This window comes from Shewanella sp. FDAARGOS_354, from assembly GCF_002209245.2.
GTDB classification, from domain to species: domain Bacteria; phylum Pseudomonadota; class Gammaproteobacteria; order Enterobacterales; family Shewanellaceae; genus Shewanella; species Shewanella xiamenensis.
Genome location: NZ_CP022089.2, coordinates 3,291,129 through 3,311,970, shown reverse-complemented (window position 1 = coordinate 3,311,970; position 20,842 = coordinate 3,291,129). Strand labels below are relative to the sequence as shown.

General features: G+C 47.6%; 16 protein-coding genes. 3 read left to right on the top strand and 13 right to left on the bottom strand.

Annotated elements, in window-relative coordinates; translation table 11 throughout:
- Window positions 1–35 precede the first annotated feature (35 nt).
- A complete protein-coding gene (locus CEQ32_RS14825) occupies window positions 36–998 on the bottom strand; it encodes a LysR family transcriptional regulator (protein ID WP_088586301.1) in 963 nt (320 codons plus the stop codon).
- A gap of 121 nt (window positions 999–1,119) precedes the next feature.
- Here CEQ32_RS14825 and CEQ32_RS14820 point away from each other — a divergent pair, with 121 nt between their 5' ends.
- On the top strand, window positions 1,120–3,111 hold the full coding sequence (locus CEQ32_RS14820; protein WP_088586300.1) for a ligand-gated channel protein: 1,992 nt from the start codon (window positions 1,120–1,122) through the stop codon (window positions 3,109–3,111).
- Between the two features lie 54 nt (window positions 3,112–3,165).
- Here the strand turns inward: CEQ32_RS14820 and CEQ32_RS14815 are convergent, their stop codons facing one another.
- The 3 genes from CEQ32_RS14815 to CEQ32_RS14805 form a co-directional block, all read right to left on the bottom strand.
- Window positions 3,166–4,107, bottom strand: coding sequence for a DUF4424 domain-containing protein (locus CEQ32_RS14815; protein ID WP_037429199.1), 942 nt, complete (start codon window positions 4,105–4,107; stop codon window positions 3,166–3,168).
- A gap of 30 nt (window positions 4,108–4,137) precedes the next feature.
- Window positions 4,138–4,371, bottom strand: coding sequence for a hypothetical protein (locus CEQ32_RS14810; protein WP_037423496.1), 234 nt, complete (start codon window positions 4,369–4,371; stop codon window positions 4,138–4,140).
- A 117-nt stretch (window positions 4,372–4,488) separates the two neighbouring features.
- Entirely contained in the window at window positions 4,489–5,826 is a 1,338-nt protein-coding gene (locus CEQ32_RS14805) for a coproporphyrinogen III oxidase family protein (RefSeq protein ID WP_037429197.1), read from the bottom strand.
- Window positions 5,827–6,212: 386 nt separating this feature from the next.
- On the opposite strand from CEQ32_RS14805, the gene CEQ32_RS14800 reads away from it, so the two are divergent.
- Entirely contained in the window at window positions 6,213–7,139 is a 927-nt protein-coding gene (locus CEQ32_RS14800; protein ID WP_088586299.1) for a bile acid:sodium symporter family protein, read from the top strand.
- Between the two features lie 844 nt (window positions 7,140–7,983).
- Complete coding sequence (locus CEQ32_RS14795) at window positions 7,984–10,041, top strand: TonB-dependent receptor (protein WP_037429215.1); 2,058 nt, start codon at window positions 7,984–7,986, stop codon at window positions 10,039–10,041.
- A gap of 80 nt (window positions 10,042–10,121) precedes the next feature.
- On the opposite strand, the gene CEQ32_RS14790 is transcribed toward CEQ32_RS14795, so the two are convergent.
- The 9 genes from CEQ32_RS14790 to CEQ32_RS14750 form a co-directional block, all read right to left on the bottom strand.
- Window positions 10,122–11,105, bottom strand: coding sequence for a formate dehydrogenase subunit gamma (locus tag CEQ32_RS14790; RefSeq protein WP_037423443.1), 984 nt, complete (start codon window positions 11,103–11,105; stop codon window positions 10,122–10,124).
- Window positions 11,106–11,181: 76 nt separating this feature from the next.
- Entirely contained in the window at window positions 11,182–11,751 is a 570-nt protein-coding gene (gene fdh3B / locus CEQ32_RS14785; RefSeq protein WP_037423445.1) for a formate dehydrogenase FDH3 subunit beta, read from the bottom strand.
- A gap of 29 nt (window positions 11,752–11,780) precedes the next feature.
- A complete protein-coding gene (locus tag CEQ32_RS14780) occupies window positions 11,781–14,633 on the bottom strand; it encodes a molybdopterin-dependent oxidoreductase (protein WP_037429193.1) in 2,853 nt (950 codons plus the stop codon).
- Between the two features lie 17 nt (window positions 14,634–14,650).
- A complete protein-coding gene (locus tag CEQ32_RS14775; RefSeq protein WP_037423451.1) occupies window positions 14,651–14,851 on the bottom strand; it encodes a twin-arginine translocation signal domain-containing protein in 201 nt (66 codons plus the stop codon).
- Window positions 14,852–15,230: 379 nt separating this feature from the next.
- On the bottom strand, window positions 15,231–16,259 hold the full coding sequence (locus CEQ32_RS14770) for a formate dehydrogenase subunit gamma (protein WP_037423454.1): 1,029 nt from the start codon (window positions 16,257–16,259) through the stop codon (window positions 15,231–15,233).
- 49 nt (window positions 16,260–16,308) lie between these two features.
- On the bottom strand, window positions 16,309–16,905 hold the full coding sequence (fdh3B, locus tag CEQ32_RS14765; protein ID WP_011074129.1) for a formate dehydrogenase FDH3 subunit beta: 597 nt from the start codon (window positions 16,903–16,905) through the stop codon (window positions 16,309–16,311).
- A gap of 26 nt (window positions 16,906–16,931) precedes the next feature.
- Window positions 16,932–19,781, bottom strand: a complete 2,850-nt coding sequence (locus tag CEQ32_RS14760) for a molybdopterin-dependent oxidoreductase (RefSeq protein WP_037429190.1) — start codon at window positions 19,779–19,781, stop codon at window positions 16,932–16,934.
- A 17-nt stretch (window positions 19,782–19,798) separates the two neighbouring features.
- On the bottom strand, window positions 19,799–19,996 hold the full coding sequence (locus CEQ32_RS14755; protein WP_011074127.1) for a twin-arginine translocation signal domain-containing protein: 198 nt from the start codon (window positions 19,994–19,996) through the stop codon (window positions 19,799–19,801).
- 166 nt (window positions 19,997–20,162) lie between these two features.
- The gene (locus tag CEQ32_RS14750; RefSeq protein WP_037429186.1) at window positions 20,163–20,840 is read right to left on the bottom strand and encodes a molecular chaperone; all 678 of its coding nucleotides are present in this window, start codon (window positions 20,838–20,840) and stop codon (window positions 20,163–20,165) included.
- Window positions 20,841–20,842 lie beyond the last annotated feature (2 nt).

Sequence of the window (20,842 nt, the reverse complement as noted above, 5' to 3'; positions counted from 1 at the left end):
ACTCCACAGAGAAATGAAACGCGTGTCTACAAGGGTTAGGCGGGTATGGCTAATCTCGGTGTGCGCTCGCAGGCGCTGGACAGAGTTAGTGATGCTGGGCTTGGGTTAAAATCCATCTGGCTAAAATATTGGCTAAGGGCTGCGATGGCTTCTTTCACTTTGGCGGGCTGTTTATCCCGCGCCGAGGTCACGCTATAAACGCTGTAGGTGCGTAGCGACCATTCGGGTAAAAGTGTTACCAGTTGGCCAGATGCAAGGTATTGATACACTTCGGGTTCTGGCAATACGGCATAGCCCAATCCATCGAGGGTGAGTTGGATCAGCGTCTGCATATTATTGACGTTGATGCGCTGGGCTGGAAGCTCTATTCGCTCTTGAGTCTGTGAATGGGTTAAAAACTCGGGCTTAGCATAGCTGTGGCTAATACGGTTGAACCCTTGTAACTCGTGAGGATGCTGTAGGCTATGATGCTGGGGAATATAGCTCGGAGCGGCGCACAGCAGCATGCGCCAATCTGCCAAGGGGCGAGCGATAAGGTTCGAATCCGACAGCGGGCCGATGCAAATTGCCAGATCGATTCCTTCATTAACTATATCAATTGGGCCGTCCTGCAATTGCAGATTGAGACTGATCTGTGGATGGGCTGCCAACAAGTGCGCTAATGGTTGGCTGAGTAAACCGCTGCCAAAGCCGACTGGGGCGGCAATTTTAAGCTCCCCCGAAGGCGTGCCCTTTAATGCATGCAGCTGTTGTTCGGCGCTTTCTACTATTTTTATGATTTTAATGCAGTTTTCATAGAATAACGTTCCCGCCTCTGTGAGTGTGAGGTGGCGGGTATTACGGTGAAACAGACTAATTCCCATATCCATTTCAAGCTTGGCGACTTGTTGGCTCACCGCCGATGAACTCAGATTAAGCTGTGTTGCCGCAGCGCTCATCGAGCCTTTTTCCGCGATGGCGGCAAACACGATCATGCCCTTGACCATATTTCTATTCATTCTTAAGCAACTCTTACAAGTGATTACTCAAAGTCTAACTTGAGCCGATTGTAACATAGGGATACATTGGCGTATTGAAAATTATTATCATTTACAGACGGTCAAGGGAGATTTGTTGGTTATGTTGTTACGTCGTAAAAAGATCCTCGCACAGCTAGTTTCTGCCGCATTATTGCTACCAGCCACTCAGGCTTTGGCGGATGCCGCACTCGATCAAGACAAGATGATGGAAAGAATTGTCGTCACCGCATCGGGCTTTGAGCAGCAAGTGCGTGACGCGCCGGCATCGATTAGCGTGATTACCCGTGAGGATCTCGATACTCGTTTTTACCGTGATTTAACCGACGCAATGTTAGAGGTGCCTGGCGTGGTGGTGACTGGTGGTGCCGACCGTCGGGACATTAGTCTACGGGGCATGGGCAGCCAGTACACGTTGATCCTCGTCGATGGTAAACGCCAGTCTTCCCGCGAGACCCGCACCAACAGCGATGGTCCAGGTGTTGAAGGCGCTTGGACGCCGCCGCTCGCCGCAATCGATAGGATTGAAATTGTCCGCGGCCCCATGTCATCGCTTTATGGCTCTGACGCCATTGGTGGGGTGATCAACATCATTACCCGTAAAGTGCCCAATGAGTGGCAGGGGGAACTGCGCCTCGACACCACGCTGCAGGAAAAGTCGGCCTCGGGCAATGTGTATCAGGGCAACTTTTTTGTGAACGGTGGCTTGATTAAAGATCTGCTCGGCGTGCAGTTATACGGCCAATATACCCAGCGTGAAGAAGATAATATCTACGGTGGTTACCGAGGCCGTGATGCGGATAATCTCACCGCCAGATTTGCCCTTACGCCGAATCAAGACCATGACATTATGTTAGAAGTGGGCGTAGCCAACCAAGAACTGGACAGCACCTTAGGGAAAACCGTTGCGCCATTAGTGCCGGGGGCCAGTTGTGGCCGCAGTGGTTGCCCTGCATCGTCGACAACCGAGTATGAAAACAGCACGATTTCATTGTCGCATACCGGACGTTGGGACTTTGGCACATCGGATACTTATATCAAGCACGAAGTGTACGATAACAAGTCCCGCAAGATGAAAATCAAGAATACCGATGCTCAAACCAGTGTGATCGCCACCTTAGGTGAAAGTCATACGGCAACCTTTGGTGCTGCTTTCAATTATCAAGATCTCACCGATGAAACTGGTAATCAGGTCAGTGACTTAACCGATATTAGTCGCCGTCAATGGTCGGTGTTCTCAGAAGATGAATGGCGTATTGTCGATAATTTTGCCTTAACCTTGGGCCTGCGTTTAGACGATGATGAGAACTTTGGTGACCACCTTAGTCCACGGATTTACGGTGTTTGGGGGCTGACCGAGCACACTACCTTAAAAGGCGGTGTGTCGACGGGCTTTCGGGCGCCGAGCCTAAGGCAAACCGTGCCAGATTGGGGGCAGGTGAGCCGAGGCGGCAATATGTATGGTAATCCGGATTTGCAACCCGAAACCTCTGTGAACTATGAGTTAGGCATTTACACGGATTTGACCGATTCCATCACGGCCAGTGCTGGTGTGTTCTATAACGAGTTTGAGGACAAGATCACCCGTGTCGCTTGCCCTGCGACTCAATGTACTGATGGGCCGAATCAGTTTGGTTCCGACCCAACCACCTATGTGAATATCGATGAGGCAGTCACCCAAGGGGTTGAGCTGAGTATCGACTATAAAATCCTCAGCAACTTAGCGCTCACGGGTAACTACACTTATACCGATTCGGAGCAAAAAACGGGCGCTTACAAAGGGAGTCCATTGAACCAGCTACCTAAACATCTGGTGCAATTGTCGGTTAACTATGAGCCGATAGATAAGTTAAGCACTTGGCTGCGGGTTAACTATCGTGGTGAAGAGAGCCAACCAACCACTGGGCCTTCTTCAAGCAGTTTGATTGCGCCTTCCTATACGCTGTTAGATTTAGGGGCCAACTATCGCGTTAACGACAGCATTAAGTTCAGCGCGGGTATTTATAACGCTTTCGATAAGGAAATCACCCAAGAAGAATATGGCTACATCGAAGATGGCCGTCGTTACTGGTTAGGTATGACATATAGTTTTTAAATTTAAAAACAGTGATTTATAAAGAAGCCAGCACCTAGCTGGCTTCTTTTTTGATTATTCAATATTCGGTTTACGAATAAACAGGATGCTGAGATCTTGTTTTGGCGTGAACTGTTTTTGTTGGAATTCAAAGGTGAGTGGATCGGTTTTTTTAAGTTCACCATCAAAACACAGGCTAATGAGATCTGTGGGCTGGGATTTTTTCAGCGTCAGTTTGAAGTCCTTAATCGCCCCTTGCCAGTTATTGGCCGTGACCAAAATATAGCTAAGGTGATTCCATTCCACGCCATATTCAACATCTTCGCCGTCTTGTTTAACGATAAGGTTTCGCTTTCGAATGCCTTGCTTAGCGCTTTCATCTAAACAGGCAAGTTCAGTGTAAGTATCGATAATACTATTGGCAGTATCGGGGATGCCTGTTGAGAGGCTCGGCGTGTAACTGTGGCTGATGGAGACAGATTGGCCCGCAGGGAAGGTTTGCTGCCACACAAAGTAATCACTTAGGGTAAAGGCGATTTGTTGGTCCTCATCCAACCATTGACTGGGGAGCGCAGGTTTGCCCTTGGGGACTTTGCTATATTCGGCAAAATAGGCGACTTCCTCTACACCCCAGCCGAGTTTTTTAAGCTCGGCAGAAATATCGGTTTTATCGGCAAGTTGGGCGACGAGCCTGTGCTCGGTTGGCTGGGTTTTGCCATTCACTTTTAGGGTGAAGTTATCGATGCTGCTGTGATCGGCGGAGCCAAAAAACATCGGTGGCATAGGGAAGGCGATGGGGACGATAAGATCCTGCGAACTGGTGTTGGTAAACACATAATCGACCCTGATTTCGGCCTCGCTGATAAAGAGTGACTCTTTGTCCATACTGATATGCGGCTGATATTTAAGGGTGATTGAACCATTGGCATCCCCGAAACTGCTGTCGTTGGCAAAAACCGATGTGCTAAATAACAACGCGGTTAGAGTGCAAGCTAAGATGCGTAAATAAGATGGCATAAATATCTCAACGAATTGGAAATCAAAAGATTATTGATGGCGGGCAAGTTCGATGGCTGCGGCAATAGCATTGCGTGCTTGCGGGCTGTTTTTCCAGCAAGTGGTGCGTAACATGCTAGCGACGAGGTTGGCGATATCCTCGACCTCATGCTCGGCCAACTGCGCAAGTGAGCTAATACCGATTTCTTCAAAGCGTTTAATGACAGTCGGGCCAACGCCCTTAACGGCGAGTAGTGCTTGTTTTTCTTGATCAGTAAAACCCATAACGAATACTCCTTTATTACTGGGTTGGTCACGAATGCGAATAAACCGAGGCAAGAGTAGCGCGAAATCACCTTAACAAAAAGGCCCATAAAGGGCCTTTAGTGGTTTTACTCTTGCTTACATATCGCAGGGTTTGAGTGGTTTACGCAATTGGGCGCGCACGTTATCCATGCCAGCGTAAAACTCTTTCATCATTAACAGGCCCATCATCTTGCCGTTATCTGTGATGATCAGATTATCGGGATCGGTGGGGTCGTTCTTGATGGCGCCAATCAGCTTCATCGAGGTCATTTCCTTAAATAGGGCTGTGTCTAAGTTAACGCCAAAGGTTTCGCGGAAATATTTACGCGATAGGCGACCGGAGAACATCCCCAGCAGAAAGCGATATTGCATCACATCTTTTTTGCTGTAGTTCTTCTGTTGCTCGACGCCCATCTTGCCAGCGGCGATCCGCTCTTGGTATTTACGTAGCGAGAAGGTATTGACGTATAAAGTGTCATTCAAAAAGCTAAATGAGCCTGAACCAACCCCTAAATACTCATCGTAGTCGATTACATATTCATCAAAACCTTCGTCATTTGCTTTACCAAATGCCCATGCAGACAACTGATTATATTGACCATTTAAGCTGTTTAAGATCTGGCGATATTGGTTGGCCATATCCGCCTGTGGTGCGGCCAGTTTACCTTTAACACTCTTACGCGTTTGGTGCGTGATCATCAGCGGATAGGTGGTGATCTGTCTCGGGTCGAGGCGCGAGGCCATATCTAAGTCGTGCTGGATCACTTCATCGGTTTGGCCGCGGAAGCCAAAAATCAGGTCGACGTTGATAATGGGGAATAGCTCTTTAGCCGCCATAATCTTGTCGAAGGTTTGTTGACCTGTGCCGAATTTTTCAAGGCGGTCGGTCATTTTTAAAATGTCATCGTTAAAGCTTTGTACGCCGATGGACATACGATCCACTAAGCCCTTGAGTTGCTTAAAGCCTGGGCTGTCTAAATGCTGTGGATCCGACTCGCAAGACACTTCTTTAATGCTTGGGAATAAGGTCTTTGCATGCTCAATCGTACGGGCGAGTTCGTCTTCTAATACTGTGGTGGTGCCACCGCCAATGTACATAGATTCAAAGTCATAGCCTAAGGCTTTGACCATCTCCATCTCTTTACGTAGGGAGATAAAGTAAGCGCGCGCCTTGTCTTCCTTAAACATAAAACGATGGAAGGTGCAGTAAGAACACAAGGTATGGCAGAAGGGCACATGGGCATAAAGCATGTACTTTTTACCTTCGACCGGAGCGGGCATGATGTCGGCGGAGAGTGTATCAAGGCGAAGATTCTTATCGACATAATACTGCATGACTCGTTCCATCGAGCTGAGCATCCAGTTAGGGACGGTAATATTCGCTTGATAAGGCGTTGCGATCGCGCCGCTGAGCGTTTGAATAACTGAAGACATAACGATTCCTATCTGAGAGTGCTAACCGTAAACACCAAAATTGCTTTAGGTAATTCACGACCACCTAGCGCAATTAGACTACCTCGTATGGAGTAAATAAAACGTGAACTGGTTATAAGTTACGGTTTCCTAACAAGGAAATCACGGGCTTTTTGTTAAGCAGATCATGTTTTAGTAAACATAGATGCATATTTACTGAGGTTTTTGGCTCTTTGTTATTGAATTTGAGCGATTAACTTAAGAGCTCAATCGAAAGGCTGAAATGATTAAAAGTTGAGGTTCTTACTTGTGGACGCTTTGGCTTGTGCTGAGGGAGTCAGGCTGTCATTATCCCAGCGGACATTGCTTAATTTCCTCAAATCGCCTGAAATCTTGGAGGATTCCCATTGGTTAATATCAACCGCTTTTTTCCGCTATTTGCCTTACTCGGGGCGGGTACGGCGTATTTGATGCCCGCATGGTTTAGCGGATTAAAAACCAGCATAGTGCCGTTGCTGGTGGTGATTATGTTATCCATGGGATTGACCTTAGATTTGCAGGATTTTACCAATGCATTTAAGCAGAAACGCGCCGTTATCACTGGCTTAATCTTGCAATTTACCCTAATGCCCTTAAGTGCCTTAGTCATCAGTTTACTGTTAGGGCTCAATCGGGAGTTGACCATAGGCATGGTGCTGGTGGGGAGCGTGGCAGGCGGCACGGCATCGAACGTGATCTGCTATTTGGCCAAGGGGGATGTCGCCTTATCCATCACTATGACGGCGCTATCCACCTTAGTGGGTGTGGTGCTCACCCCGTTGATTATCCAGCTATTAATCGGCGAGATGGTCGCTATTCCTTTAGTGGATATGCTAGTCAGCCTCGTTAAAATCGTGCTTATCCCAGTAACTGTGGGTGTGGTGTTGAATCATTTCTTTAAACCGCAGGTGGCTAAACTTGCCCCCGCATTGCCCATTATTTCTATCGTGGCGATTGTGCTGGCCATCAGTATTATTGTGGCCTTAAATGCGGGGCAATTTGCGCAGGTGGGACCTGTGATTTTACTCGCGGTGTTTCTACATAATGGCTTAGGACTCGCCTTGGGTTATACCTGTTGCCGCTTGCTCGGCTTTAGTCACACCGTGTGTAAAACCATTTCGATTGAGGTGGGGCTGCAAAACTCGGGTCTCGCGACCGCTCTGTGTATCAAGTTTTTTAGCCCAGTCTCCGCCGTCCCCAGCGCGATTTTCTCAATTTGGCATAATCTCTCAGGCGCCATGCTGGCAGGCTACTGGGCGAGCCGAGTACAGAAACAGGCAGATGTATTGAAATAATTCCTGTAATGGTAGCGCTCGATTTATGGGTTGATAAGGCGAGAGTTACTGAGGGAAGATTTTTGCTCTGATTAGGGAAAACTTTGGTATCTATTGCGTTTAACCTCGGGACGAACAAGCAGAATATCAACTGCATTCAAAAAGATTTGTACCCGCGGAATAACCGTCCGACGCCAGTGTTGGTCATGAATTTACGACTGACTATTCGCTTCACGACTATCACTTCATTCAGTAAGCATGTGATCGAAACCCTTATCGCCAATACAGGACAAAAATATGGCCACTAGGCGCTTAATTGGACGTTATATAAATCCACCACGACACAGGTAGTAGGCTGATTGATATAAAGAAAGTTGCAATTCGAAATTGATGACTATTAGAGGGAGGAATTCCGACCATTAGTACTAACCAGCCTAATATGGATGCAATTCCTAAAAATAAATTGCTTATCGATAGTGATAGGTTGCCAATAATGATCCCCATGAACACTCCTATCGCTAGGTACATCAATTTTGCTTTTGAAATATCACCCATGGTTTCCGTGTTTCCGCTAATCCTCCTATTAGCAACTTAGAATATAGGCAGAAACAGAAGAACGCTATAGGGTGACTGCTTAAGTCTTTGTGGCCGAATATCTGTAGATATAAAGTTATTGTAACTGACTTATCTTATTAACACTTAAAGTGTTTTTCCTTTCAATACCTAATGTATTTGCGTTATATCACAAAGTGATTTATTGAATGTAAATGATATCGATTATCAATTGTGATTAAGGTTGTTTTAAGATAAATTGTCGGCATTTTTAGTTAACACCTTTTTATCAATGAGTGCCGTCGAGGTTTTTATGAAATGCAGGGCGTTTAAGAAAAGTGCAATTGCCGCAATAGTTTCGAGTTTACTGGTCTCTTCCGTTTATGCTGGTGTGGATGCGGAATCTTCAGAACCGATTGAAAAAATTACTGTTTATGGTGAAAAGATTGAGCGTAGCCTGAAGGATACGACGTCATCTATTTCAGTGATTGATAAGGAAACCCTCGATAGCGGCCAATACCAATCAACCTCAAGTGCCTTATCAGAGGTGCCGAACGTGGTGGTGTTATCCGGCTCTGTGCCCGATATCCGTGGGGTTTCTGGTAATGGTTCGGCCTCCGGATTTAACTCTTTCACCGGTGGGGCTCGTGCGCGGGTATCAACCTTAGTCGATGGTGTGGCGGAGCCTTTTGTTGCGGATCTTACCGGTGATACTGGGCTGTGGGATATTCAACAAATTGAGGTTTTCCGCGGTCCGCAATCGACGATTAATGGTCGTAACAGCATTGGCGGTACGGTATTTATTAAAACCGAAGATCCGACCTTCGATTGGCAGGGCGCGGCTCGCGTGGGTTATCGCAATCAAGATAACTTTATCGACAGTGCCGTGATGCTCTCAGGCCCCATCCTCGATGATGAGTTAGCATTTAGGGTGAGCGGGCAAAATGTGACGGGCGAAACCTACAATAAAGGCTTGGAATACGAGACGAATCCCGCCACATTTGACCAAAATGAGTTGATCACCAATCGCTGGCGCGGCAAATTTTTGTGGCAACCGAGCGCGATTGAGGATCTCAAAGTGCTTTATAGCTTTTCTTACAATGATGAGAAAGGTGACTCAGGGCGTAACTATTTTACCGGTGACGATCCATGGGCATATAAGCCGATTTCCCAACGTTATATCGAGACTAAATCGACAACTCACTCAGTGAAAGTGGATTATGACCTCGGGGAAGGGCAAGCCCTCGATCTGATTGTCGCCTATATGGATTACGATTGGGGCTTTGAAACCTATGAGCCTCTCGTGACCGCCCAGCAATATGTTGATATGGAGGACAAGAGTTATACCGTAGATGGCAAATATAGCTTTGGCCTTAAAGACAAAGATTTCAACGGTTTTGTTGGTTTAGCCTATTTTAAACGTAGCCAAGATTTTGGTAGTACTGGCAGCTCAATCTATAGTGGTGATGACAGCACTAAGTCAGCCTCCGTTTATGGTGAAGTCACCTATGGGCTCGCCGACTCGATCTGGATTACTGTTGGTGGCCGCGTGATGCGTGAGGAGCAATTACGTAACTTCAACATGCGCTATCAAGGTAGTCTACTTGAGGAAAAACTCGATGACGCCAATACCGTTACCCTGCCGAAGTTAGTACTGCAATACGCGCTGAATGATAATACCACCTTAGCGGCCAGTGTTCGTCGTGGTTATAACTCGGGTGGTGGCGCGCTGTCTTTGGTGGAAAGCGAGTATTACTACTACGATGAAGAGTTTGTAAATACCTATGAACTGAGTAGCCGTAGCGCATTTGCCAATGGCGATGTCAACTTAAGTGCTAATATCTTCTACAACGATTTTGATGGTTATCAAGCGTCTAATAGCGCCCGCAAAATTACCAATATCGATAAAGCCGTCAGTTACGGTATTGAAGCCGAATTCAGCGCCATGTTAACTGAAAACTGGCAGTTTATTTCGGGCGTAGGTTTACTCGATAGCGAAATCAAGCAAGCCGACCCTAGCTATGGGGATATTATCGGTAATCAGTTGAACTCAGCCCCGCACATTACTGCTAATGCCGGATTCAAGTATTGGATGAATGATGCGTTCTCTTTCGGTTTTTCAGGCAACTATGTTGGCGAGTATTTTGCGGATATTAATAATACCGAATCTAGAATAGCGGGTGATTATGTTGTTGCGCGTGTGAGCCTTGATTATCAAACCGATAGCTGGAGAGTTAGCGGCTTTGTCAACAACCTGTTTGATGAGCAAGCGTTGACGGTAAATGAACCCGCCAGCCGCAGTTACCCCGATGGTTATGCCGCGATTATCGATCCCAGAAATATCGGTGTCTCTGTGATGTATCGCTTCTAATCACTGGATCTAACGCACTTATTTTACCCATAAAAAAACCTCCACAATATGCTGTGGAGGTTTTTTATTTTCAGCGACTTTTACTCTTTATATTTCAACGTGCCGTTAGCTTTGATTTCGTCGTACCACAGGTTGTGGTGTTGGGTTGCCCAGTTTTCATCACAATAACCAGACACCATACACTCCATACCGCCTTCTGACATTACCGTTGCCATGAAGATATGCACGATAGAGAAAGCACAGATCACGATGGCGCTCACTGAGTGCAATACCAGCGCGATTAAGCTTAAGGTGCGGCTTGGTTCGAAAAGATTTGGGAACAGTAACAACATGCCCGATGCTGAAATGATTAACCCGAACAGGGCAAAGGCCCAGAACCACATTTTTTCACCGGCGTTGGCAAAGCCTGCATCAGGGTGTTTACCTTTGAATGGACCAAAGTTGATGTAACCACCAACAACCAGGAACCACTTCACGTCGTACATTTTTGGCAGCTGGTTCTTCGCCCATAACACTGTCATCAATGCCCAGCCGATCATAAACGGAATCGCCATCACATCATGGATTTGCTTAGCGCCATAGACGATAGCTTCCCAGATGCCTTCGCCCAACCAAGGTTGGAAGAAGAAGCGACCTGCTAATAAGGTTAAGCCCGTTAATATCAATAGTAAGCACGGAATCGCACCTAACCAGTGAATAGAAACGTCGAATTTAGACCAGCGATGCACTAACTTGCCTGAAAAACCATGGTGTAGCTTAGAAATGCCGTTCACCTTGATAAATAAGACAAAGATAATGATCATGCCGAATAGCGCTGCCATTAAAGCCGGCGCTAACCAGTCGCTACGTAGCTCCAACACCCGTAGATCATAAGTATTGATCGGCTGTGCGTGGAACTCGCTTTGTGAGGTAGTGTATCCCGTCGCGCCATCCTTCAGCTGTGCCCAAATTTGGGCATCAGAGGCTTGAGGTTGGATCGCCTGTCCATCACCACCATTGGCTAGACACACGGCACTAAATAGCAGTGCTATGGCTAGACCTATGTGTTTGAACCATTTGTTCATCATACATCCTCTCTCGCTTAGTGGCGCCTGCAAGCAGGCACCAAGCTAAGTCTGTGGACAGATCCTGTGACCTGAATTAATTCCAAGCCGCGTTTTTAGCACCACGGTAAGCCACGCGCTCACGGAAGATGTTCGAAACAACTTCTGCATCACCCGCTAATAAGGCTTTAGTGGCGCAGAGTTCTGCGCACATTGGCAGTTTGCCTTCAGCAATACGGTTTGAACCGTACTTCTGGCGCTCTGCCTCTGAGTGGTTTTCTTCTGGGCCACCGGCACAGAAGGTACATTTATCCATCTTACCGCGGCTACCAAAGGCACCTTTTTTCGGGAACTGTGGTGCGCCAAATGGGCAGGCGTACAAGCAGTAACCACAACCAATACAGGCATCTTTGTTATGTAGCACAATGCCGTCATCGGTTCTGTAGAAGCAGTTTGCTGGGCAAACCGCCATACATGGTGCATCTGAGCAATGCATACAGGCGACAGAGATTGATGCCTCACCTGGTTGACCATCGTTGATGGTTACCACGCGGCGGCGTTGGATACCCCACTCGAGAGCGGAGTCGTTTTCGTTTTTACATGCGGTGACACAGCCGTTACATTCGATGCAGCGCTTGGTATCACACAAAAATTTCATTGTAGCCATAGTGGCAATTCTCCTAGCTTAAGCTGCACTTACGCTTTAACGATCTGACAGAGCGACGCTTTGGTTTCCTGCATTTGGGTCACAGGGTCATAACCATAGGTCAGTGCTGTGTTACAGGATTCACCGATAACGTAAGGCACTGTGCCCTCAGGGTAGTTAGGCGCTAAGCTTTCGCCGTGCATCACACCCGCAAAGTGGTAAGGCATAAAGGTCACACCTGGTTTAACGCGTGGCGTTACCATGGCTTGTACTTTAATGCGGCCACCTTCGGCGCCCTCTAACCATACAAACTCACCGTTGCGGATACCGCGGTCGGCAGCGTCGCCTGGGTTGATTTCAACAAACATTTCCTGTTGAAGCTCAGCCAGCCATGGGTTAGAACGAGATTCTTCACCACCACCTTCATATTCCACTAAACGACCAGAGGTCAGTACTAATGGATATTTACCGCTGAAGTCTTTCTCTTGGATTGACTTGTACAGTGTTGGTAGACGATGAACTTGCATATCGTCGTAGGTTGGGTACTTAGCGACTAAGTCACGGCGTGCGGTGTATAACGGCTCGCGGTGCACAGGTACTTGGTCTGGGAAGGTCCAAACGATACAGCGGGCTTTGGCGTTACCAAATGGGATACAACCGTGCTTAATTGCCACGCGCACGATACCGCCTGACAGGTCAGTCTTCCAGTTTTTACCTTCGGCTTCGGCTTTTTCCTCGGCAGTCAGATCATCCCACCAACCCAATTGCTTGAGCATATCGGCAGTAAACTCAGGATAACCATCTTGGATTTCCGCACCTTTAGAGTAAGTGCCATCCGCCAAAATGCTTTGACCGTTGTATTCAACACCATAACGAGCACGGAAGTTACCGCCGCCGTCTTTTACGTGTTTGGCTTGGTTATACAGAATTTGGGTACCAGGATGTTTAGCTTCTGGTGTACCCCAACATGGCCAAGGTAAACCGTAGGTTTCGCCCTTCGCAGGCCCCCCTGCGGCTTCAAGCGTTTTATTGCTGAAGGTGCCCCAGTTTTGGGTGTGTAACTTGATACGCTCAGGGCTTTGACCTGTCATACCGATAGTCCACATACCGCGGTTAATTTCGCGAGTAATGTCTTCGATTACTGGTAAGCCGTTTTCTTTGGCGATGCGTTTAGTGTACTGCTCGTCAATACCGAGTTTTTGCGCTAAACGGTACATGATTTCGATGTCGGTTTTTGACTCGAATAAAGGTTGGATAACCTGCTCACGCCATTGGATAGAACGGCCTGAGTTAGACACTGAACCTTGTGTTTCAAACTGAGTCGCAGCAGGTAACAGATACACGCCATTCTTACGACGGTGCATAACACCTGCCATTGTTGGGAATGGGTCGACAACGACGACTGTATCCATCTTGTCTAAGGCATCACGCACTTCACGTTGACGGGTTTCAGTGTTGACCGATTGACCCCAGAAGAAGGCCATACGGATATTGTCTTTCTGAGCCAGTTTGCTCTTGTCTTCTAACACGCCATCGTGCCAGCGAGAACAAGGAATGCCTGGAGTGGTCATTGGATCTTTGCCTAAGTAGGCGTTTTGATCGAAACGGCTCTTCACCCATTCCATATCCAGATCCCACACGTGGGTCCAGTGAGTCCAAGCCGCAGAGGTTAAACCGTAGTAACCTGGTAAGTTATCGAATAACAGACCTAAGTCAGTCGCACCTTGTACGTTATCGTGACCACGGAAAATGTTAGTACCGCCACCAGATACGCCCATGTTACCTAAGGCTAATTGCAGAATACAGTAAGCACGAGTGTTAGCGTTACCGACGTGATGCTGAGTACCACCCATACACCAAATCACAGTACCAGGACGATTATCGGCCATCAGTTTAGCGGCTTGATAAACCACTTCTTCGCTTACGCCAGTGATATCCGCCACTTCTTTTGGCGGGAATTTTTTCACTTCTCTGCGGATACTTTCCATCTCGAATACGCGATGTTTGATAAAGGTTTTATCTTCCCAACCGTTTTCGAAAATGTGCCACAACATACCGTAGATAAACGGAATATCAGTACCAGGACGAATTGCACAGTGCAGATCTGAGTGCGCTGCTGTGCGAGAGAAACGTGGATCAACGACGATGATTTTCGCGTTATTTTTCTCTTTAGCGATCAGAATGTGTTGCATTGAAACCGGATGCGCTTCCGCTGGGTTTGCCCCGATCAGGAAGATAGCATTGGCATTCTGAATATCGTTGAAAGAGTTAGTTTGCGCACCGTAACCCCAAGTGTTAGCAACACCGGCTACCGTGGTAGAGTGACAAATACGAGCAGAGTGGTCGACGTTGTTTGTGCCCCACATGGCCGCCAGTTTGCGGTACATATAGCAGCCTTCGTTAGAAAACTTAGCGCTACCCATGAAGTACACTGAGTCTGGGCCAGATTCTTTACGAATGTTGAGCATTTGGTCGCCCACTTCGTTAATCGCATCTTCCCAAGAGATTTTTTTCCACTTGCCATCAACCAATTTCATTGGGTATTTCAGGCGTTTTTCACCGTGGCCATGCTCACGCAGTGCAGCACCTTTAGCGCAGTGACCGCCGGCGTTGAATGGGTGATCAAATGCGGGTTCCTGACCTGTCCATACACCGTTTTGTACTTCGGCATATAGACCGCAACCGACGGCACAGGCACTACAAATCGTACGTTTAACTTCGATAGGCGCATCGTGCGGTACATCTTTGGCTTCTGCGCGGCGCATCATGCCAGTACCCATCAGAGAAGCGGCTGCGATACCACCGGTAGCAATACCTGCTTGCTTCATAAATTGACGACGGCTAATGCCTAACGTCGGTTTGTCGGCCACTTTGGCGACATCGGACTTGCGAGTTAACTTCATCGCTGACTTCTCCTAGATTAGCTACGCAGGCTATCGTAATAGCTGATAATGTGCGCAGTTTCGTGGTAACCCTTAGGTTCTTTAGTTGTTACCTTGCTGCTCTCGCTGGCTTGGGCTGCACTGATGCCGGTAGCGGCAATTGCGGCGCCGGCTACGCTGCCAACGGTGAGTGCTTTAAGCAAAGAACGGCGAGTTAAATCGCTAGGTTGTTGCTTCATGCTGACTCCTGAAATAGGGATTATGGTTCTTGGGATGGCGCGACTTTTCGAGGAGTGGTGCTTGTTATCAAAAAGTGAAGATTAGAGGTGAAAAAGATAATAAAATCATCTTGCTTGCCGTTAATCATCGCGCGTGACGGCAATATAGTAGGAAAAGATTGAGTAGGATTTGATCTAGAACAGTTTGCGGTAACAGAAGATGATACGCCAATCCAAAAGCGTTAACTTGCTCATGCTTTGGCGGTTTATTTGAGATGACAAAATTGCCCGATTTCTACTTCAAAACAAAATGTTTGTTAATAAGTTGTTGGTTTGGTTTGGATAAAAAAACACCCCGCAGTGCGAGGTGTTTTTATCGGGTTAAGTATAACCCCTTGCGTTAGTCTTTATAACGCAGACTGCCGTTGGCTTTGATTTCGTCATACCATAAATTGTGGTGTTGGATTGCCCAGTTTTCGTCACAATAGCCTGACTTCATGCACTCCATACCGCCTTCACTGAGTACGGTCGCCATCCAGATATGCACTATGGTAAAGGCAATCAGGATAACGGCACTGATCGAGTGGATCAGCAGCGCGCCCATCGAGGCTTCACGGGGTAGGTCTAAGCCGGGTAATACCAACATGATGCCAGATACACTGATAAACAGCCCGAATAGGGTCAGTGTCCAGAACCACATTTTCTCACCGGCGTTGGCAAAACCACTGTCAGGGTGTTTACCTTTGAATGGGCCAAAGTTGATATAGCCACCGACCACTAAGAACCATTTAAGATCGTACATCTTAAAGGTTTGAAGTGGCATCCATTTCACTACGCAGACAATCCACGCCATGATAAAGACGGGGCCAGCCCAGTCATGCACAGTTTTACTACCGTAGATCAGTGGTGCCCAGATATCTGGCCCAAGCAGCTCCTGCACGACATGCTTACCGAGCATAATAGTTAAGCCAGTAAACATCAGTGCAAGACAGCTAATTGCCATGATCCAATGGATCCACAAATCTGCCTTTGACCAACGTACAACCATCTTGCCCGAGAAACCGTGGCTGAGTTTTGAAGGACCATTCACCAGATAAAACAGTAAGAAAGCACCAAACACACCCGTCACGGCCAAGGCCATAATCGGGGTGATATATTGATTCCTTATTTCTTTACCTTGGTTACCGGCAACGTTAATCAATACCCCAGTTTCGACCCCTTTGGCCGTGGTATAGCCAGTTTCACCCGACTTTACCGCACGCCACAGATCGGCTTCGCTGGTTTGCGCTTTCGCCTGCTGTTGGCTCGATTGCTGATCACTTGCCAGTACTGAGCCTGCGCTCATGACTGAGCCAAGTCCCAATCCCATCACGAGTACCATCAGAGCAAACAGACTGCGCAGTGATTTGTTTAACTGTTTGTTTAACATTTTCACTCCTTGCCAGAGGTTAGGGATCACTCCCTAACCTTCACTCTGCTTAGTTAATCTCACCGGTTTTTGGGTTGTAGCCCCAAATCACGTTAGGATTGCCTCGAGATGCCATACGTTGACGGTAAATGTTTGATACCACTTCCGCATCGCCAGCGAGCAGTGCTTTAGTTGCACAAAGCTCTGCACACATAGGTAGCTTGCCTTCAGCAATACGGTTGGCACCGTATTTCTTGTGCTCGGCTTCGGAGAAGGTTTCTTCTGGGCCACCGGCGCAGAAGGTACACTTATCCATTTTACCGCGGCTACCAAAGGCGGTTTTCTTCGGAAATTGCGGTGCACCGAATGGACAGGCATAGAAGCAGTAACCACAACCGATACAGGTATCTTTGTTGTGCAGCACAATGCCATCGTCAGTACGGTAGAAACAATCTGCCGGACATACGGCCATGCAAGGAGCGTCGGTACAGTGCATACATGCGACTGAAATCGATGCTTCACCTGGTTGACCATCGTTAATTGTCACCACGCGGCGACGTTGAATACCCCACTCCAGCGCGGAGTCGTTTTCGTTTTTACATGCTGTGACGCAGCCGTTACACTCGATGCAGCGTTTGGTGTCACACAAAAATTTCATGACTGCCATAATGGCTTATCTCCTCATCAAGTTGGTTAGGCTTTGCTTATCTGGCACAAGCTGGACTTCGTTTCTTGCATCTGAGTCACAACGTCATAGCCGTAAGTTAAAATGGTGTTTGCCGACTCACCTATCACATAAGGCACAGTGCCTTCTGGATAGTTTTTCGCTAGGCTTTCGCCTTCAAATACCCCTGCGAAGTGGTACGGCATAAAACATTCACCCGGTACAACCCGTGGCGTCACCATTGCCTTCACTGTGATCTTGGCGCCTTCAGGGCTATGAACGAAGACATTGTCACCGTCACGAATACCACGGTCAGCAGCGTCTGCCGGGTTCATTTCGATAAACATTTCTTGTTGTAGCTCGGCTAACCAAGGGTTAGAACGAGATTCTTCACCACCACCTTCGTATTCCACTAAACGACCAGAGGTCAGTGTCAGTGGGAAACCTTGGGTAAAGTCCTTATCCTGAATCGACTTATAAAGTGTCGGTAGACGCGCAACCATACGGTCTTCGTAGGTTGGGTACTTAGCGACTAAGTCACGACGAGGAGTGTAGAGTGGTTCGCGATGTAGTGGGATATCATCTGGGAAGGTCCAAACGATACAACGTGCTTTCGCGTTACCGTAGGGAATACAGCCATGTTTAATGGCAACACGTTGAATGCCGCCAGAAATATCTGTCTTCCAGTTTTTGCCTTCGGCGTGTTTTTTCTCTTCTTCGGTTAAATCGTCCCACCAACCCAATTGCTTGAGCATATCGGCGGTAAATTCGGGGTAACCATCTTGGATTTCACTACCCTTAGAGTAAGTGCCTTCAGCAAGAATATTGACGCCATTGTGCTCAACACCATAGCGGGCACGGAAGTTACCACCACCATCTTTAACGTGTTTGGCTTCGTTATACAGAATTTGGGTGCCAGGGTGTTTCATTTCTGGCGTGCCCCAACATGGCCATGGTAAGCCATAGGTCTCACCCTTGGCTGGGCCTCCCGGTGCTTCTAGGCTGTCAGCATTAAAAGTACCCCAGTTTTCTTGGTGCATTTTTAAGCGTTCTGGGCTATGACCTGTGTAGCCGATTGTCCACATACCTTTGTTAAATTCGCGGGTAATATCTTCAATCAATGGCTCATCACCGTTGACTTTGATTTGTTTGAACAGTTCTTTATCTATGCCTACTTTCTTAGCGAGTTTGCACATGATCACGTGATCTGGCAGTGATTCGAACAGCGGCTCTATCACCTTCGAACGCCATTGAACCGAGCGGTTTGTGGCTGACACTGAGCCGTAGGTTTCAAACTGAGTCGCAGCGGGTAGCAGATACACCCCATCCTTACGTTGATGCATCACGCCTGCCATGGTTGGGAATGGGTCCACAACCACCACAGTATCCATTTTATTCAGTGCTTCACGTACTTCGCGGCCACGGGTTTCAGTGTTGACTGATTGCCCCCAGAAGAACGCTAAACGAATATTGTCCTTTTGCGCGATTTTGGTTTTATCTTCAAGTACGCCATCGTGCCAGCGAGAGCAGGGAATACCGGTTGAAGTTTGTGGTGTTTGACCTAAGTATTCGCCTTGGTCGAAACGGCTTGCCACCCATTTAGGATCGAGATCCCACACATTGGCCCAGTGGTTCCATGCTGCAGTGGTTAAACCGTAATAACCGGGTAAGTTATCGAATAACAAACCAAAGTCAGTTGCACCTTGTACGTTATCGTGGCCACGGAAAATGTTAGTACCACCACCAGGAACCCCCATGTTACCTAAAGCTAATTGCAATAAGCAGTATGAGCGGGTATTGGCATTACCGACGTGGTGCTGAGTACCACCCATACACCAAATAATGGTGCCGGGTTTGGTTTCAGCCATCATCTTGGCAACACGATACATTTGTGCCTTAGGTACGCCCACTACGTTTTCAACTTCTTCTGGGGTGTACTTTTTCACTTCTTCGCGGATACGTTCCATGCCGTAAACACGATGCTTGATAAATTCTTTATCTTCCCAGCCATTTTCAAAAATGTGCCATAACAGGCCATAAATGAACGGAATATCGGTACCTGGGCGGATATGCACGTACTCATCAGACTTAGCTGCAGTACGGGTGAAACGAGGATCAACGACAATAATTTTGGCGCCGCGCTCTTTACCAATCAAAATATGTTGCATTGCAACTGGATGAGCTTCACTTGGGTTTGCCCCAATAAACATGATGCACTTAGAGTTGCGAATATCGTTAATCGAGTTAGTTTGCGCACCGTAGCCCCAAGTGTTTGCAACACCGGCTACTGTGGTAGAGTGACAAATACGGGCTGAGTGGTCGACGTTGTTCGTGCCCCACAATGCGGCAAATTTGCGATATAAATAAGCCTGTTCATTTGAGAACTTAGCACTACCCATAAAGTAGATAGAATCTGGACCTGATTCTTGACGAATCGCCATCATCTTATCGCCCACTTCATTGATGGCTTGATCCCAAGAGATCTTCTTCCACTTACCGCCTTCTAACTTCATTGGGTATTTCAGGCGTTTTTCGCCATGGCCGTGCTCACGCAGAGCTGCACCTTTAGCACAGTGACCGCCTTGGTTGAATGGATGGTCAAATGCGGGTTCTTGGCCTGTCCACACACCGTTTTGTACTTCAGCATAGATACCACAACCCACAGCGCAGTGAGAGCAAATGGTACGCTTAACTTCAGTCGGTGCATTGTGGGGGATATCTTTGGCTTCTGCTTTACGCATCATGCCAGTACCTAGCATTGACGCTGCAGCAATACCACCAGTGGCAAGACCTGCCGATTTTAAAAATTGGCGACGATTGAGACCGAGGGCGGGCGCTTTAGGCTCGACAACTTGGTCTGTTTTGCGGGTTAATCGCATCACACACACTCCTCTGGTTAGTTGTTCAACGACGCATAGTAATTACGGATATGGTCGGTTTCGCGATAGTTGTCACTCTTAGGTTCGCTTGGGGCAACAGTGGGGGTCGCAGCCAATGCTTGGCTACTCACAGTCGCTACCGCGCCAGCCGCACTGCCGAGTGCTAATGCTTTGAGCAGTTGACGGCGGCCCATGTCGGAAGCTTGCTTCTTCATAGTGTCTCCTTGTGTTACTAAATGAGGTGATACAAACCACGACCACCTCGGTTACTGTGGAAGCCTAAGCTTCCTTTTTGTGGCAAAGGTGAACGTTAAGTCCACCTTTGCCTATCAAACTTATATGCGATAGACAGCAAGATACTGCTCGCAAATTAGCTAAAGTTTAGTTCATTAATTCCGCTTGTTTTTCGATATCGCTGGCAGCGGGTTGTAGCTCCGCACTGCCAGGGCAATTCACAGGAATGTCTAAACTGAGTTGCTCAAACTCGGTGGCTTCCATCTCGAAAAACGCTTTAGCAAGCTGAGCGACCGTAGCGTAAAAGGCGGCACTAGGTGCTTTACCTAGGTTGTCGCAGAAGCGCTGAATCCAACTGCCAATATGGCGTTGGTAAAACGCTAGTTGACGATAACCTGGAGCCTCAAGAATTAATGTGCCCATCACTTCACACAGAGCAGCCACATGATCTTCGGGCTCTTTGACGTTTTCTTCGCGCTCAAAACCGAGTTGCATCAAGTCTTGGCGCAGCAGTGCTAAGGGTTTGTCCATTAATGAGCCAGTCATAAACCAACTGCCATAGGGCAAGATTTCGCCACAACCCACACCGAGGAACAGTGCAAAATACTCATCTTCTAATTGTTCACTGCTGAATTGCTTTGCAGCCAGTTGTACAGATAACCAAGCCTTGGTCATCTCATTGTCTTCATTGGCATCGATTTCAAGGTTGGCCAAAAATTGCAGCAGCTCAGGGCTAGGATGGCGACGCAAAAGGGCGGCTAACAGTTGATAGATATCGGCTCTCAACTGATCGTTTTCTGATACTTGTCTTACTGATTCGGTCATAG